A 15,805-nucleotide genomic window follows, 5' to 3' on the forward strand; every position below is an offset into this window, starting at 1 on the left:
ACGACAGTGGGCGGGACTGGCCGAAGCGTCGCGACCGTACCGCAGAGGCCCGACGATCGGCACTGCCGCATCGGATCGAAGTCGGGTGTACCAGCACGAAAGAGCGCCCGGCCAAAGGCCGGGCGCTCTTTCCAGTGTTGCCGTCTTGCCGGTGGTGCTGTTCGACCAGGTGATGCCGGGTCGTTATCGGGTGACGCTGCGGCGGCGACCAACGCCGGCCACCAGCGCGACCGCGATCGCGGCCACCACGACCTGCACCAGCAGCTCGGCCCAGTCGATACCGCTCGTCTCGGTCGCGATGCCGATGGCCCGCGCCAGCACGGTGCCCAGCAGAGCCGCACCCACACCGATCAACAGGTGCAGCCAGATCGGCATGTTCTGCCGACCCGGAACAACCAGGCGGCCCAGCGCGCCGACGATGAGACCAACAACGATCGCAGTGATGATGCCCCACACGGTGAGCTCCACGGCCACCCTCCTTCAAAGAATGTCTGACACACAACGTGTGCTTCCTGTCGTGACCACTAATTGCCCGACCCAACGAAAATCCAAACCGACTCCATCCACCAAACGATCACGATTTGGCAGACACGAACACGTTCCGCCGACCGCCGACCGCCCGACGGACGCGGTCCTGCCGAGGTCCGCGACCAGCCGGCGATCCCCGACCTACCGGCGCCGCTGGGCAATTGATCAACACGGAATCCTTGAAACTGGGGTATCGGAGGCCCTGGGACACCCCGACATCCCTGAACCCGAGTTGATCACGGCGGGCTCGACCGGCCGAGCTGGCGAACCAGGACTACGGCCGGCCACGATCCGAAGAGCCAACCACCCTCCGAACAGGAGGAACGCCGATGGGCGCCCGACCTGTCGGTCGGGCGCCCATCAAAGATCTAGCAGTGGTACGGGGTGATGCTCGGTGTTACCGGGTCACGCGGCGGCGGCCACCCACACCTGCCACCAGCGCGACCGCGATCGCGGCCACCACGACCTGCACCAGCAGCTCGGCCCAGTCGATACCGCTCGTCTCGGTCGCGATGCCGATGGCCCGCGCCAGCACGGTGCCCAGCAGAGCCGCACCCACACCGATCAACAGGTGCAGCCAGATCGGCATGTTCTGCCGACCCGGAACAACCAGGCGGCCCAGCGCGCCGACGATGAGACCAACAACGATCGCAGTGATGATGCCCCACACGGTGAGCTCCACGGCCACCCTCCTTCAAAGAATGTCTGACACACAACGTGTGCTTCCTGTCGTGACCACTAATTGCCCGACCCAACGAAAATCCAAACCGACTCACCTCAGACAGCAACGCCAAACGTCAATGCGCAGAGCTGCGTCGGTTCCGCGTGGGAGCGCATCCACACAGGTGGGAGCCCATCTGGTAACCCCCGGTGCTCCGCGACAGCGCAAGAAAATTTTCTTCCCGGCACTGTCCGGTGCCGGGTGGCCGGTGCCGGGTGGCCGGGCCCAGTGGCCGGTGCCGGGTGGCCGGGCCCAGTGGCCGGTGGCTGGTGGCGCGCCCGGGGCCGGTGGCCGAACCCAGTGGCCGGCGCGGTGGCGGTGGCCGGTGGCGGTGGCGGTGGCGGTGGCCGCTGGCGGTGGCCGGTGGCCGGTCCACTCGCGTTTCGGGAAGTCGGGGTATCGCCGACCCTTTGACACCCCGACTTCCCGGAAGCCGAGTGGATCTAGCGCCGAGCTGAGCCAACGATGCGGCGCAGGCGAACGGTGTGGCGCAGGCGCACGCCGCCGGAAGACATCTGCTGGCGGCGTGCGCCCCTGAGAGCGCGCACATCTCGACCACGCCCGCACGCAGGGCGCCGACAGCGGAGCGCTCCAGCTGCTCACCCTCGACTTGCTCGACGCTTCTTGATCGACTCGGGTTGCAGGAAGGCGGGGTGTCGAGCAGCCCCGGATACCGCGATTTCCATGAAGTCGAGTGGGTGGGCTGTGGACTTCGGTTACGCCGGGCGCTCCGCGGGACCCGCCGCGGGAGCTGCTACTTCTTCCCGGCCGCCTTGCCGTCGCCGGAGTCGGAGGAGAGCGCGGCGATGAAGGCTTCCTGTGGGACCTCGACCCGGCCCACCATCTTCATCCGCTTCTTGCCCTCCTTCTGCTTCTCCAGCAGCTTGCGCTTACGGCTGATGTCGCCGCCGTAGCACTTGGCGAGCACGTCCTTGCGGATCGCCCGAATGGTTTCCCGGGCGATGACCCGGCTGCCGATGGCCGCCTGGATCGGCACCTCGAACTGCTGGCGCGGGATCAGGGTACGGAGCTTGGCGGCGATGGTGACGCCGTAGTTGTACGCCTTGTCCTTGTGCACGATGGCGCTGAACGCGTCCACCGGCTCGCCGTGCAGCAGGATGTCCACCTTCACCAGCTCGGACGCCTGCTCGGTGGTGGGCTCGTAGTCGAGCGAGGCGTAGCCCTTGGTACGGCTCTTCAACTGGTCGAAGAAGTCGTAGATGATCTCTGCGAGGGGCAGCGTGTAGCGCAGCTCCACCCGGTCGGCGGAGAGGTAGTCCATGCCCAGCAGGTTGCCGCGCCGGCCCTGGCAGAGCTCCATCACCGCGCCCACATAGTCGTTGGGCGTCAACACGGTGGCCCGCACGACCGGCTCGTACACCTCGGCGATCTTGCCGGTGGGGTACTCGCTCGGGTTGGTCACGACGATCTCCTCACCGTCGTCCGTGATCGCCCGGTAGACGACGTTCGGCGCGGTGGAGATCAGGTCGAGGTTGTACTCGCGCTCCAGCCGCTCCCGGATGATCTCCAGGTGGAGCAGGCCGAGGAAGCCGCAACGGAAGCCGAAGCCGAGCGCGCCGGAGGTCTCCGGCTCGTAGTCCAGGGCGGCGTCGTTGAGCTTGAGCTTGTCCAGAGCCTCACGCAGGTTGGGGTAGTCGGACCCGTCGATCGGGTAGAGGCCGGAGTAGACCATCGGCTTCGGGTCCTTGTAACCACCCAACGCCTCGGCCGCCGGCCGGCTGTTGATGGTGACCGTGTCACCGACCCGGGACTGCCGGACGTCCTTCACACCGGTGATCAGGTAGCCGACCTCGCCGACGCCGAGCGCCTCGGCCTTGACCATCTCGGGCGAGATGACGCCGATCTCCAGCAGCTCGTGCACGGCGCCGGTGGACATCATCTTGATCCGGTCCCGGGCGCTGATCCGCCCGTCGATGACCCGGACGTACGTGACGACGCCGCGGTACACGTCGTACACCGAATCGAAGATCATCGCCCGGGCGGGCGCCGCCGCGTCGCCGACCGGCGGGATGAACTGCCGGACGATCTCGTCGAGCAGGTACGGCACGCCCTCGCCGGTCTTGCCGGAGACGCGGATGCAGTCGGCGGGGTCGCCACCGATGAGGTGGGCCAGCTCCTCGGCGTACTTCTCCGGCTGGGCGGCCGGCAGGTCGATCTTGTTGAGCACCGGGATGATGCGCAGGTCGTTTTCCAGGGCCAGGTAGAGGTTGGCCAGTGTCTGCGCCTCGATGCCCTGCGCGGCGTCGACCAGGAGCACGGCGCCCTCGCAGGCGGCCAGCGACCGGGACACCTCGTACGTGAAGTCGACGTGCCCCGGGGTGTCGATCATGTTGAGCACCGCGTGCTCGCCGGTCCGCTCACCCTCACGGATGGTCCACGGCATGCGAACGGCCTGGCTCTTGATCGTGATGCCGCGCTCGCGCTCGATGTCCATCCGGTCCAGGTACTGGGCGCGCATCTGCCGGGGGTCGACCACACCGGTGAGCTGCAACATCCGGTCGGCCAGGGTCGACTTCCCGTGGTCGATGTGGGCGATGATGCCGAAGTTCCGGATGCGACCGGGGTCGGTGGAACCAGGGGCGTTCGCGCCGGGATCGAGCTTCGGTGGCACAGCGGTCCGTTCTGGTCGGCTGACGTGAACAGGCCGGCGCGCCGCCGACCCCCTCTATGTTCCCACGCCGCCGGGGCACGCCCGCTGCGCGGGCGATGGATCGGCCCGAGGACCCCTCACTCCATCGGCGGTTCGACGAAGAGCGCGGCCAGCCGGGGCAGCCGTCGGCGGGCCTCCTCCTCGTCGTCGAAGTCCCAGAAGTCGTTGAGGTCCGGCGTACGCACCGGGTCGCGGTCCGCCGGTAACTCGGTCGCGGTGGCCTTTCGGTACGCGTCCCAGGGCACCGACAGCATCTGCTCGGCGGAGAACTCCTCGCCGCTGAGCGAGGCCGCCCGCACCTGGGGCAACTCGGCCAGCGAGTCCGGTTCGGCGACCGCCCGGGCAAAGACCGCCCGACCCTGGGTCATCAGCCAGCCCCGGAAGTGCTCGAAGCCGTCGGCGGAAGCGCCGCCGTTGATCAGGTACGCCGCACCCCACAGGTCCACCTTGTGCGAGGCGGCCAGCACCCTCGTCTGGTGCCGGGCGTACCCGATGATGTCCTCCGGGTCGCGTTCGGCGAGCAGCGCGACCGCCCGCGCGGCGACGGGCCCGGGCTCCCCCCCACCGCCCGCTCGCGCCTGGTCTATCAGCTGCCAGAAGTCCTCGGTCCTCATGGCTTGGCAGTCTGGCAGTGTCGCCGCGCGTCGCGCACGTACCCCGGGGCAGCATGGTGTGGTGTCTCCTCCCCCGCTGCCGCCGGTGCCCTACCACGCGAGTGCCCTGCGCCCCTCGTGGCCGACGCTGCCGGCGGCGCTGCGGGCCGCGGTCGCCGACCGGCTGGGCGCGCCGGTGGTCACCGCCCGGGTCGCGGGTGCGGGCTTCACCCGCGGCTTCGCCGCAGTGCTCCACACCGCCGACGGTGGCCGGGCCTTCGTGAAGGCGGCACCCGCCGCCGAGCAACCGCATCTGGTCCAGTGGTACGCCCGGGAGGCCGCGATCCTGGATCGGCTGCCGACCGACCTGCCGGCGCCCCGCCCCCGGTGGACCCTGTCCGAAGCTGGCTGGTTCGTGCTCTGCACCGACGCCGTCGACGGCCACACCCCGCGTCTGCCCTGGGTGCCCGGCGAGTTGGACGCCACCCTCGCCGGGTACGCGCAGGTCGCCGCCGCCCTGGCCGACCCCCCGGTCGAGCTGACCGCGCTCGGCCTGCCGCAGCTGTCGGACCTGGCCCGCTCGGACATCCTCTGGTGGGAGGAGGTCGCCGCCGGGCGCGAGCCGGCCCCACCACTGCCCGCTCCGGCGCGGGGTCGCCTGGCCGAGCTGGTGGCGCTGGAGTCCCGCCTCCCCCGGTACGCCGCCGGGGCGACCAGCCTGATCCACGGCGACCTGCGGGTCGACAACGTGCTGATCGACGCGCACGGCCGAGCCTGGTTCTGCGACTGGACGTGGGTCTGCTCCGGCCCGGCCTGGTTCGACCTGGCCGGCCTGCTGCTCACCGCGTACGCCAGCGGGCTGGACGCGGACCGGCTCTTCGCCACGCACCCGACGACCGTCGGCGCGCCCCCGGACGCGCTGGACGCGACCCTGGCCGCGTTGGCCGGCTACTACCTCACCGGTGCTGCTGCGGCGCCGCCGACGGCCTCGCCGCACCTGCCCGCCCACCAGCGCTGGAGTGGCGAGCAGTCACTCGACTGGCTGGCCCGCCGCCAGGGCTGGCGGTGAGCCGGCCGGCCTGGCGGCGGGCTGGCCTGGCGGTGACGCGGCCTGACGATGACGCGGCCTGACGATGACGCGGCCTGACGATGACGCGGCCTGACGGCGACGCGGCCTGGCCTGGGCGCGACGCGGGCTGGGGGTAAGGGGCCGTAACGGTCGAGGGCGTAATCTGGTGGTCGACGGGCCGGGTCCGTCCGCGCGAAGGCCGAGCCGTTTTGGCTCGTCCCGGGCGACCTGGTAACCTGGCTCTTCGCGCAGCGGTGACGCATGTTCGTCATCCAGCGCAGAAGCTGACCAACCCGAGCTATCAAGACGAGGCTGTCGCGTGGCGAACATCAAGTCCCAGATCAAGCGCAACCGGCAGAACGAGAAGGCCCGGCTGCGCAACAAGTCGGTCAAGTCGTCGCTGAAGACCGCCGTCCGGAAGTTCAACGAGGCTGCCGAGGCCGGTGACGTCGAGAAGGCCACCGCGCTGATGCTGGACGCCTCTCGCAAGCTGGACAAGGCCGTCAGCAAGGGCGTGATCCACTCCAACCAGGCCGCGAACCGCAAGTCCGCGATCGCGAAGCGCGTGGGTGCTCTCTCCGCCGCCTGACGACTCAACCGTCAGACCGATTCGGAAAGCCCCGGGCTCAGGCCCGGGGCTTCCGCGTGTCCGCAGGCCGGTGTCGTGCCCGCAGACCAGACGGCTCAATCTCACGGGCCGACGCTCAATCCGCGGGCCGCGCTGAGTCGGACGGGCCGACGCTCGATCCGACCGACCAGCTCGGTCTGACGGGTCGGGCTCAGTCTGACGGGTCGGAGCGGCGGGCGGGCGGCACCGAATCCGCGGTGATCACCACGCCGGTGACGCTGTGCGAGATCCACTCCACCTGGGCTCGGCCGACCGCCGGCTCCATCTGCCGTCGGAACCGGTCCCGTTCCTGCTCGGGCACGAGCGCGGCGGAACGGACCACGATCGCGGCCACCATGTCGTTGAGCTTGACCATGGCCGCCACCACGACGGGCAGCACCAGCACCGCCCACCAGGTGACCAGCTCGGCGAGGGCGAGCAGCACCGCCAGAGCGATGGTGCCCTCGAAGAAGAGGAAGCACAGCACACCGCCGGGGTTGACGAACCGCAGGCCGAGGAGTCGGGCGTAGAGCGGCCGGTAACGCTCCTCGTCCACGGGGATGGTGGCCCAGGCCGGGCGGTTCGCCCCCGTCACCTGGCGCTGCCCTGCCGGGCCGCGGCGACGGAGAAGACCGCACGCTCCAGGGCGTACGCCCGATCGTCGGAGCCGCCCTTGACGGCCGCGTTGCACTCGGCGGCGACCTGCATGGCCCGGACCAGGCCCTCCGGGGTCCAACCACGCCCCTGCCGCTGCGCCCGCTCGATCTTCCACGCGGGCATCCCGAGGCTGCTGGCGAGCTGGTACGGGTTGCCCCGCCCAGCCGAGGCCACCCGGGCAACCGTGCGTACCCCGTCGGCCAGGGCGTCGGCGATGGGCACCGGGTCGACCCCGACGTGCAGGGCCCAGCGCAGTGCCTCCAGCGCCGCCGGCACGTCACCGACCATGGTGGCGTCCGCCACGGTGAAGCCGGTCACCTCGACCCTGCCGCGGTAGTAACGGGAGACCGTATCGGCGCTGATCCGCCCGTCCGTGTCGGCGATCAGTTGGGAACAGGCGGCGGCCAGCTCGCGCAGATCGTTGCCGACAGCCGCGATGAGCGCCTCAGCGGCGTCGTCGGTGCATTTTCCGCCAGCTCGGCGGATCTCGTCGCGGACGAAGGCCAGCCGGTCGCGGTGCCCCTTGAGCTTGGCCGCCGGAACGACGGTCGCGCCGGCTGCCCGCAGCCCGTCGGCAAACGCCTTGCCCTTGGCGCCGCCCAGGTGCAGCACCAGCAGTTGGACGTCCGGGTCGGGGTTCTTCGCGTACGCGAGCAGTGCGGCGACCAGATCCTTGCGGGCGTCCTGACCGGAGCGCAGGATCAGCAGCCGCCGTCCACCGAACAGCGACGGGCTGAGCATCTCGGCAATCTCGCCGACGGTGAGCGCGCTGGCCTGGTATTCGCGGACGTCCGCTTCGGGGTCGACACCGCGAACCTTCGCGACAGCTTCGGTGACCGCGCGCGTGGCGAGCAGCTCCTCGTCACCGAGGACGAGCAGAATGGGGGCGAAGCTGGCGGGGGTCACGCCGCCCATATTCGCACGGCCCGGCTCGGGATCGTGCCTGCTCATTCGCTGCTTGGTCGGCGCAGCCCGCACACAGCGCAAATCCCGACATCTATCTCAATTCCCCATGCAATCCGCAATTTACCCGCATCTTCAGCCCTGACAGCGACCTGGGCCACACCGGAACGCCCGCATGGAGTTGATCCACACGGGATCAGCGATATCGCGGTATCGGACAGCTGCTCATACCCCGATATCAGCAACCCGGAGTCGATCAGAACCTCCCCGCCGTCGGCTCAGGGTCGCCGGCCCACTGGGACACCTCGCCGGGCCACACCCAGTCCGTGGCTCGTCCGAACCGCCGCGAGGTCGCCATCGGTGTCGGTACGCAGCACCCGAGCGCCGCCCCTGCCCAATCGCGCGAGCAGCCCAGGGCTCGGGTGTCCGTAGGTGTTGCCGGTGCCGACCGGCACCAGCGCGACGGAGGGCCGCACCGCGTCGAGGAAACCGACGTCCTGGTACGCCGAACCGTGGTGGGCGACCTTCAACACGTCCGCCCGCAACTGGCCGGGCGTGGCCCGCGCCACCATCGCGTGCTGCTCCTCGGTCTCCGCGTCTCCGGGAAGCAGGATCCGCACCCCGGCCACCGTGGCGAGCAGCACCAACGAGTTGTTGTTCGGATCGGACCTCGTGCCGGCCAGCGGGTACGGCGGGCCGAGCACCAGCAGGTCGACGTCCCCGATCGGATGGCGGACCCCGGACACCGTGGTGAACGACGCGGCCCGTCCGGCAGTCGCCGCCGCCCGAACCACGTCCCGACCGCTGTCCGGGTCAGTCGAGGACGGCACCAGCACGGCGTCGACCCGCCGCCCCCGGAACACCCCGGCCACTCCTCCCACGTGATCGGCGTGAAAGTGGCTGATCACCAGCAGCGGCACCTCCCGTACGCCGAGCCGGCGCAGGCAACCGTCCACCGCCCCGGGTTCCGGACCGGCGTCCACCACCACCGCCCGACCGGGGGCGACCGGCAACACCACGGCGTCGCCCTGACCCACAGCGCAGACCACCACCACCCAACCCGGCGGCGGCCAGCCGGCGAACACCAGCCGCACCGGAAGCGCACCGAGCACCGAGGCGACGCCGACGACCGCCACGAGTCGCCGTACGAGTGGCCGGCGCACCGCGATCAGCAGCGCGACGGTCAGCGCGGTCAACAGCAGGGCGCCCGGCACCCCGCCCGGCCACGGCAGGGTGCCACCCGGCAAGCGGGCGCCCTGGTGGGCGATGACCACCAGCCACCAGGCCGGCCAGCTCGCCAGCCAGGCGAGGAACTCGGCGCCGCCCGGCCAGATCGGCGACATCATGGCCGCCAGCACTCCCAACACGGTCGCCGGCGCGATGGCGGGCACCGCCAACAGGTTGGCCGGCACCGCCACCAGGCTGACCGTGCCGGAGATGCCGGCGACGACCGGCCCGCAGGCCAGCTGCGCCGCCGCCGGCACGGCCAGCGCCTCCGCCAAGCCGGGCGGCACACCTCGCCGCCGCAGGCCGTCCCGCCAGCGCGGCGCGAGCAACAACAGGCCACCGGTGGCCAGCACGGAGAGCGCGAAACCGGGATCACCGGCCAGCTCCGGGTCCACCAGGACCAGCACGGTGACGGCGGCGGCCAACGCGGGCAGCGCGGCACGAGGACGACCGGCAGCCAGCGCTGCCAGCCCGATCGCCCCCATCGTGGCGGCCCGTACAACGCTCGGTGACGGCCGGACCAGGATGACGAAGCCCACCAGCGCCACCCCGCACAGCCCGGCGGCGAGCCACGGGCCGGCCCGCGCCCACCGGGCCAGCAGCAACACCGCGCCTACGACAACTGCCACGTTGCTTCCCGAAACGGCGTTGAGGTGTGTCATCCCAGTGGCGCGGAAGTCCTCCTCGACGGCGGGTGGCAATCGGCTGGTGTCCCCCACCACGAGACCCGGCAGCAGCCCACCCGGATCGTCGGGCAGCGGCGCACAGGCTCGTTGCAGGCCGGCGCGCAGCGTCCCGGCGGCGCGCTGCGCCCAGGACGACGCACCGTGCCGCTGCGGAGGGCCGTCGGTGCTGAGCACCGCCGCGGTGAGGTCACCACCGCGCGGAACGCCGAGCCGGCCGTCGGCGGTGAGGCGTTGCCCGGGCAGCAGGCCCCGCCAGGCCGGGTCGGTCGTCAGGACGAGCAGCCGCACCGACGCGTCGATGCGTCGGCCGTCCGGGCCGGTGAGCCGGACCAGTTCCGTCGACACCAGCAGCATGCCGGGCCGACCGGCGCTGCGGATCGGACGCGGATCGTCCCGGACCACCAGGTCGGCGGTGACCGAAGCTCGCTGTTCGGCAAGGGCACGGATCGGCGGTGCGTCGCGGACGGCGAGCCGGGCTGCGGTGGCCGCTCCTGCGCAGACCACGCCGAGGCCGACCGCGACGGCGATCCAGCCGTAGCGGCGGACAGCGGCCCGGGGATGGCCGAGCCCACCGAGCAGGTGCAGGGCGCCCGCCGTCGTCACGCCGGCCGCCGCCACGGTGACCGCCAGAAGTGGGCCGGCGCCGAGGTGCAGGCCGGCGAGCGCGGTGAGCCAGGCGGCCACCGCCAACCCGGCCAGCCGCAGGTCCGGCGGGGAGGTCTCGGCTGGCACGACACCGACACCGACACCGTCCGACGGCCTCGGGGCACCGCCGCTCACACCGTCACCAGGTCCTTGAGCTGCTCATACCGCGCATCGCCGATCCCGTCGACCTGGCGCAGGTCGCCGACGGCCTTGAACCCACCGTGCTGGTCCCGATGAGTGAGGATCCGCTGGGCGAGGACAGGCCCGACCCCGGGCAGCGCGTCGAGCTGGGCCAACGTGGCGGTGTTCAGGTTCAACGGCCCGACGGCCGGCCCGGCCGCGCCGCCGGGTGGCCCGGCCGCACCACCCGGCACCGGCGGTGGCGTCACCCCGACCACGATCAACTCACCGTCGGTGACCTTGCGGGCGGGGTTGAGCAACGCCACGTCGACACCGGGCAGCGCGCCGCCAGCCGCCTGCACCGCGTCGGCGAGCCGGGACCCGGCCGGCAACCGCACCAGCCCCGGCTTGCGAACCTTCCCCGCGACCGCCACCACCAGCTCGCCGGAGCCGGACGCGCTGGGATCGTCCGCCGGTGCGGCAGACGCGGTCACACTGACCAGCGGAGCGACCGCTTCCGACTGCGGGCGTGACAGCCAGGCCCAACCGGCCGCGCCCAACACGACCACCACGGCGACAACCGCCAACGCCCGCACGCCGCGCCGCCCGGGGTCGAACGCCCCAGGCCCGGGCAGCCGCGACCCGGGCTCGGCCGCGAGGCCAGCCGATGCGCCGCGCGCGTCCGACTCAGCGGGCGGCGCATCGGCCCGGGGCGGCAAGACACCCAGCGGGGGTACGCCCGCAAGCGGCACCTCAGCCCGCATTGGCGGCGAACCCTCCGGCGGGTCGGTCAGCCAGCGCAGGCGTTGGCGGACCTCGGTCTCCTCGTCGTGCGACACGGCCCGACGCTAGAGCGGAGGACAGCGCGACGGGGCGAGCCGCCCTCCCCCTCTGTGGACAACCAGCGTCCTGTGGACAACGCCCTGATCACCGCACGATCTGCTAGGGGCACACCTCACCGACGAGGCCGAGCCGGATCAGCTCATGAGCGTGATGCCTCTGAGTCATCAAGATGACCCTGAGGCATCACGCTCACACCTATGTGGGTCCCGATTGCCGGTGCCGTCGACGCCGGTCGCTACACGTACGGCCGGGTGATGATCTCGATGGCGTGGCCCGCCGGGTCCATGAAGTAGAAACCCCGCCCACCGTGCTCGGTGTTGGTCTCGCCCTCCCGCTTCAGCTGGGGGTCGGCCCAGTACGTGATGCCGCGCCCCTGGACGAACGCCAGGCACCGGGCGAACAACTCGTCGTCGACGAGAAACGCGTAGTGCTGCATCTGGATGTCCACCGGCGGCTCGGCGAACTGGAGCAGCACGCCCTCGTCCAGCTGGACGTTGACGAACGGCCCCCACGACGGCGCCTCCGGCAGCTCGAACAACTCCCGGTAGAACGCGGCCGAGGCGTTCCTGTCCTTCGTGGCGATGATGGTGTGGTTGAACGTGACTGTCATGCGTACCGTCTTCTTCCCGGTCGATCCGAAGACCCGACCGGAGGCCCACAGCGCCCACCAGCCACCAACAACAAAACCCCGAGGGCACCGACGCCCCGGATCCCGCACGAGAGACGCGCATATCGCGTCGATCTCGGCGTGGTGGCTAAAGTAGCCAGAACCTCCGGGGGGTAGGCCCATCTGGGGCGCGCAACCAGGCTACCCGACGGGTACGCCGTCAGCGGGCCTCCGGGTCGAGGCCGAGCACGGCCCGTCCCCCGTCCACCGGCAGGACCACCCCGTTGACGAAGCTCGCCGCGGGTGACAGCAGGTACGCGACGGCCTCGGCCACCTCGTCGACCCGCCCGATGCGCCCCACCGGGTGCAGCCGGGTCAGCTCGGCGTCGATCCACTGGGCCTGGGAGGGTTCCTGCGCGGCCAGGAAGTCGGCGTGCCGCTCGGTGGCGATCGAACCGAGCGCGACCGCGTTGGCACGAATTCCGTGCCTCCCGTACTCGACGGCCAGCGCCCGGGTCAGCCCTTCCACCGCGGCCTTCGCCGTCGCGTACGGCAAGGCGCCTGACACCGGCCGGCGGGCCTGGTGCGACGAGACGTTGACGATCGCGCCGCCGGCGGCACGAGCCAGGAACCGGCGTATGGCCACCGCGGCGCCCACCACTGCCGGGCGTAGGTTCAGCTCGATCAGTTCCAGCACCGTGTCGGCGGAGACGGAGTGCAGGGCGGCGTCGCGGAAGACCGCCGCGTTGTTCACCCAGCCGGACAGGGGCGCGGCGCGTTCGGCCAGCTCGGCGGCGTGCTCGGCAACCTGCTCGTCGGCGGCGTCGCCGATCACGGCGACGAGCCGGTCGGCGGAGGGGTGCCCGGTCAGCCAGTCGACCGCGTCCGCGTCGCGCTCCAGCACGACGACCGTGACACCGGTCGCCACCAGGCGCTCCACCACGGCCCGGCCGACACCACGGCCGCCGCCGGTGACCACACAGGACGTCGCCATCGGCTCAGCCGGCCGGCCTGCGGTGGACGACCACGCTGGCCAGACCTGGGCCCGCGTGCGCGGCGACGACCGCACCCGCCTCGGAGACGTACGTGTCGTGCAGCCGGTCACCGAACCGTCCGGTCAGCGCGGCGAGCAACGCCTCGGCCCGCTGCGGCGCGGCCAGATGATGCACACCGATATCCACATCGTCGTCCCCGGCCGCCTCGACGGCCAGATCCACGAGACGGGCCACTCCACGGCTGGCGGTGCGGACCTTCTCCCGCAGCACGATCGCCCCGTCCGGCATGTGCATGATCGGCTTGACGGACAGGGCGGTCCCCAGCAGCGCCTCGGCGGCGTTGATCCGGCCGCCTCGGCGAAGGAACTCCAGCGTGTCGACGTAGAACCAGACGGTCGTGCGGGCGACGGCGGCGAGCGCCGCGTCGCGTACCCCGGTCAGGTCGGCGCCCGCCTGGGCGGCGGTGGCGGCCGCGATGGCCGGGAAGCCGAGCCCCATGCCCGTGGAGCGACTGTCCACGACCTCGACGCGGCCGTCGAAGTCGGCGGCGGCGAGCCGGGCCGCCTCCACCGTGCCGGACAGGGCGGCGGAGATGTGCACCGAGACGACGCCGTCGGCGCCGTCGTCGAGCAGTCGGCGGTACGTGCGGGCGAACTGCTCGGGTGCCGGCCGGGAGGTAGTCGCGGTGACCCGCCGGGCGCTCAGCGCCAGGGTGGCGTCGGCCGGCTGGGTCTCCACCCCCTCCAGCCCTTCCGCGCCGTTGAGCACGACGGTCAACGGAACGACGGTCAGCCGGTGCGCCTGCACCAGCTCGGGCGGAAGGTAGGCGGTGGAGTCGATGACAACCGCGACGGGCATGCCCGGCACGCTAGCCGATCGAGAGGTCGAACGACGAGGCGGAAGCGTTCAGATCGCGTCGACGACGACCGGGGCGGTGACCAGGCCGACGTTGTGCGCCCGCAACTGCCAGCCCCGGACGTCCTGCGGACGCCCGACAGCCGGCGCGCGGTCGTCGTGCCGTAGCTCGCTCCAGTGGCAGTTGGCCAGGGAGCCGATGGTGCGCAGCACGCTGGTGTCCCAACCGAGCAGGTGGCCGATGCCCTGCCGGGAGCCACCACCGTGGGTGGCGATCACCACGGTGCCGCCCGGTGCCGCGTCGGCCGCCTCCCGCAACGCGGCGCCGACCCGCTCGCCTAGGTCGTGCAGAGGCTCCAGATCCGCGCCCGGATCGGGGTCGCCGGCCCGCCAGCGCGCGTACTCCTCGGGGAAGCGCTCGGCGACCTCGGTGAGGTGCAGACCCTGCCACTGACCGAAATGCCGCTCGCGCAGCCGGGGGTCCGTGCGTATCGGAAGCCCCGTCAGCGCGGCGAGCGCGCCAGCGGTCTCCGCGGCGCGGCTCAGGTCGCTGGACACGATCGCGTCGGGCCGCAGCGCCGCGAGCAGCGGGGCGGCGGCGCGGGCCTGGTCGCGGCCCAGCTCATTCAGGGGTACGTCGGTCTGCCCCTGCACGCGGTTGGCGGCGTTCCAGTCGGTGTTGCCGTGCCGCCAGACGATCAGCCGGGTCATTCTGCTGCGGCGGACCCGCTGGCGTCGGCCTCGACCAGGTCGCGGTCGACGAACGGGATGGTGGGGCAGTCCTTCCAGAGCCGGTCGAGCGCGTAGAACTCGCGCTCCTCGGTGTGCTGGACGTGCACCACGATGTCGACGTAGTCGAGCAGCACCCAACGGCCGCCACGCTCGCCCTCGCGCCGCACCGGCTTCGCCTTCTCCGGCAGCTCCAGCAGGCTCGCCTCGATGGCGTCGACGATGGCCAGCACCTGACGCTCGTTGGGGGCGGCGGCGAGCACGAACGCGTCGGTGATGGCGAGCTGGTCGCCGACGTCGATGATCGTGATGTCCTGCGCCTTCTTGTCGGCAGCGGCCTGGGCAGCCGCGATAGCCAGCTCGTGAGCGCGTTCGGAAACTGTCACCGTTCTCCTTAGATCAAGCGTGCGATCCTCCAAGCGTCTCATACCCGGCGACACCCCGACCGTTCAGTTCTGGTCGGTTAAGCGCACAGACCGGGCCATACCGGGCGTGATCAGCCCTGATAGAGGCGCCGCTTGGCGATGTACTGCACCACACCGTCGGGCACCAGATACCAGACCGGCTCACCACGGGCGACCCGAGCGCGGCAGTCGGTCGACGAGATGGACATCGCGGGCACCTGGATCAGACTGACGGTGTCGGCCGGAAGGTGCTTGTCGGTCAACTGGAAGCCGGGCCGGGTCACCCCGACGAAGTGGGCCAGCTCGAAGATCTCGTCCAGGTCCTTCCACGACAGGATGCGCTGCAACGCGTCCGCGCCGGTGATGAAGAACAGCTGCACCTTGGGGCCGTACTCGGCCTGAAGATCACGCAGGGTGTCGACCGTGTAGGTGGGGCCACTGCGGTCGATGTCGACCCGGCTGACCTGGAAGCGGGGGTTGGAGGCGGTGGCGATGACCGTCATCAGGTACCGGTCCTCGGCCGGGCTGACCGGCTCGTCAGCCTTCTGCCACGGCTGACCGGTGGGGACGAAAACCACCTCGTCCAGACCAAACCGGTCCGCCACCTCACTGGCCGCGACGAGGTGCCCGTGGTGGATCGGGTCGAAGGTGCCACCCATGATCCCGATCCGCCGGATGTCTTCCTCCACCCCGTGATCGTAGGCCGGACGTCGTGGGGCGCCGTTGGGGCCCGGCATCGGGCGCACGTCAGGCCACCGGATGGCAGCCTGCCGGGCAGATGAGTCGCCCCGGCGCTGATCGACTCGGCTTTCTGGAAATCGGGGTGTCACGCCGGATCGGACACCCCGTTTTCGTGAAAACGGAGTCGATCAAGCCGCAGGCCGCGCGAGGGTCGCGGGCAAGCCAGCGTGAGCATATACTCGTCTACGAGTAATCGTCCGCGAG

The 15,805-nt window shown here is 71.2% G+C and carries 16 protein-coding genes; 2 read left to right on the plus strand and 14 right to left on the minus strand.

Features of this window, described 5'->3' with window-relative positions; genetic code table 11:
- Positions 1-183 precede the first annotated feature (183 nt).
- The 4 genes from KBX46_RS19560 to KBX46_RS19575 all read right to left on the minus strand — a co-directional run bounded on the left by KBX46_RS19560 (position 184) and on the right by KBX46_RS19575 (position 4,534).
- Entirely contained in the window at positions 184-468 is a 285-nt protein-coding gene (locus KBX46_RS19560; protein ID WP_091410004.1) for a GlsB/YeaQ/YmgE family stress response membrane protein, read from the minus strand.
- 457 nt (positions 469-925) lie between these two features.
- The gene (locus KBX46_RS19565) at positions 926-1,210 is read right to left on the minus strand and encodes a GlsB/YeaQ/YmgE family stress response membrane protein (RefSeq protein ID WP_099857898.1); all 285 of its coding nucleotides are present in this window, start codon (positions 1,208-1,210) and stop codon (positions 926-928) included.
- Between the two features lie 793 nt (positions 1,211-2,003).
- Entirely contained in the window at positions 2,004-3,881 is a 1,878-nt protein-coding gene (gene lepA / locus KBX46_RS19570; protein ID WP_088949710.1) for a translation elongation factor 4, read from the minus strand.
- A 116-nt stretch (positions 3,882-3,997) separates the two neighbouring features.
- Positions 3,998-4,534 carry a DUF4240 domain-containing protein gene (locus KBX46_RS19575; RefSeq protein ID WP_210793552.1) on the minus strand — a complete coding sequence of 179 codons (537 nt, stop codon included), beginning with the start codon at positions 4,532-4,534 and terminating at the stop codon, positions 3,998-4,000.
- 61 nt (positions 4,535-4,595) lie between these two features.
- Here KBX46_RS19575 and KBX46_RS19580 point away from each other — a divergent pair, with 61 nt between their 5' ends.
- Together KBX46_RS19580 and rpsT are read left to right on the plus strand one after the other, a co-directional pair.
- Positions 4,596-5,582: a phosphotransferase gene (locus KBX46_RS19580; protein ID WP_210793553.1), complete on the plus strand. Its 987-nt coding sequence runs from the start codon at positions 4,596-4,598 to the stop codon at positions 5,580-5,582.
- A 319-nt stretch (positions 5,583-5,901) separates the two neighbouring features.
- Entirely contained in the window at positions 5,902-6,171 is a 270-nt protein-coding gene (rpsT, locus tag KBX46_RS19585) for a 30S ribosomal protein S20 (RefSeq protein ID WP_088949712.1), read from the plus strand.
- A 190-nt stretch (positions 6,172-6,361) separates the two neighbouring features.
- Here rpsT and KBX46_RS19590 read toward each other — a convergent pair whose 3' ends face one another.
- The 10 genes from KBX46_RS19590 to nadD form a co-directional block, all read right to left on the minus strand.
- Positions 6,362-6,784 carry a hypothetical protein gene (locus KBX46_RS19590; protein ID WP_210793554.1) on the minus strand — a complete coding sequence of 141 codons (423 nt, stop codon included), beginning with the start codon at positions 6,782-6,784 and terminating at the stop codon, positions 6,362-6,364.
- Complete coding sequence (holA, locus tag KBX46_RS19595; RefSeq protein ID WP_210793588.1) at positions 6,781-7,761, minus strand: DNA polymerase III subunit delta; 981 nt, start codon at positions 7,759-7,761, stop codon at positions 6,781-6,783. Before holA ends, KBX46_RS19590 begins: the two co-directional genes overlap by 4 nt.
- A 266-nt stretch (positions 7,762-8,027) precedes the next feature.
- On the minus strand, positions 8,028-10,394 hold the full coding sequence (locus KBX46_RS19600) for a ComEC/Rec2 family competence protein (protein ID WP_308159617.1): 2,367 nt from the start codon (positions 10,392-10,394) through the stop codon (positions 8,028-8,030).
- A 44-nt stretch (positions 10,395-10,438) separates the two neighbouring features.
- The gene (locus KBX46_RS19605) at positions 10,439-11,266 is read right to left on the minus strand and encodes a ComEA family DNA-binding protein (protein ID WP_308159618.1); all 828 of its coding nucleotides are present in this window, start codon (positions 11,264-11,266) and stop codon (positions 10,439-10,441) included.
- Between the two features lie 239 nt (positions 11,267-11,505).
- Positions 11,506-11,880, minus strand: coding sequence for a VOC family protein (locus KBX46_RS19610; protein ID WP_210793556.1), 375 nt, complete (start codon positions 11,878-11,880; stop codon positions 11,506-11,508).
- Positions 11,881-12,097: 217 nt separating this feature from the next.
- The gene (locus KBX46_RS19615) at positions 12,098-12,871 is read right to left on the minus strand and encodes an SDR family NAD(P)-dependent oxidoreductase (protein ID WP_210793557.1); all 774 of its coding nucleotides are present in this window, start codon (positions 12,869-12,871) and stop codon (positions 12,098-12,100) included.
- Between the two features lie 4 nt (positions 12,872-12,875).
- Entirely contained in the window at positions 12,876-13,730 is an 855-nt protein-coding gene (locus tag KBX46_RS19620; protein ID WP_099856581.1) for a DegV family protein, read from the minus strand.
- A gap of 48 nt (positions 13,731-13,778) precedes the next feature.
- Positions 13,779-14,438: a histidine phosphatase family protein gene (locus KBX46_RS19625; RefSeq protein ID WP_210793558.1), complete on the minus strand. Its 660-nt coding sequence runs from the start codon at positions 14,436-14,438 to the stop codon at positions 13,779-13,781.
- The gene (gene rsfS / locus KBX46_RS19630) at positions 14,435-14,842 is read right to left on the minus strand and encodes a ribosome silencing factor (RefSeq protein WP_088949720.1); all 408 of its coding nucleotides are present in this window, start codon (positions 14,840-14,842) and stop codon (positions 14,435-14,437) included. Before rsfS ends, KBX46_RS19625 begins: the two co-directional genes overlap by 4 nt.
- 110 nt (positions 14,843-14,952) lie before the next feature.
- A complete protein-coding gene (gene nadD, locus KBX46_RS19635) occupies positions 14,953-15,549 on the minus strand; it encodes a nicotinate-nucleotide adenylyltransferase (RefSeq protein WP_088951954.1) in 597 nt (198 codons plus the stop codon).
- Positions 15,550-15,805: the final 256 nt, after the last annotated feature.

The organism is Micromonospora sp. C81 (assembly GCF_018070425.1).
In the GTDB taxonomy this organism is placed as follows: Bacteria; Actinomycetota; Actinomycetes; order Mycobacteriales; family Micromonosporaceae; genus Micromonospora; species Micromonospora zamorensis.

Bases quoted from the DNA above. Each gene is read 5' to 3' on its own strand.
- KBX46_RS19575 (WP_210793552.1), bottom strand. From the start codon at position 4,534: ATGAGGACCGAGGACTTCTGGCAGCTGATAGACCAGGCGCGAGCGGGC.
- holA (WP_210793588.1), bottom strand. From the start codon at position 7,761: ATGGGCGGCGTGACCCCCGCCAGCTTCGCCCCCATTCTGCTCGTCCTC.
- KBX46_RS19610 (WP_210793556.1), bottom strand. From the start codon at position 11,880: ATGACAGTCACGTTCAACCACACCATCATCGCCACGAAGGACAGGAAC.
- KBX46_RS19615 (WP_210793557.1), bottom strand. From the start codon at position 12,871: ATGGCGACGTCCTGTGTGGTCACCGGCGGCGGCCGTGGTGTCGGCCGG.
- KBX46_RS19620 (WP_099856581.1), bottom strand. From the start codon at position 13,730: ATGCCCGTCGCGGTTGTCATCGACTCCACCGCCTACCTTCCGCCCGAG.
- KBX46_RS19625 (WP_210793558.1), bottom strand. From the start codon at position 14,438: ATGACCCGGCTGATCGTCTGGCGGCACGGCAACACCGACTGGAACGCC.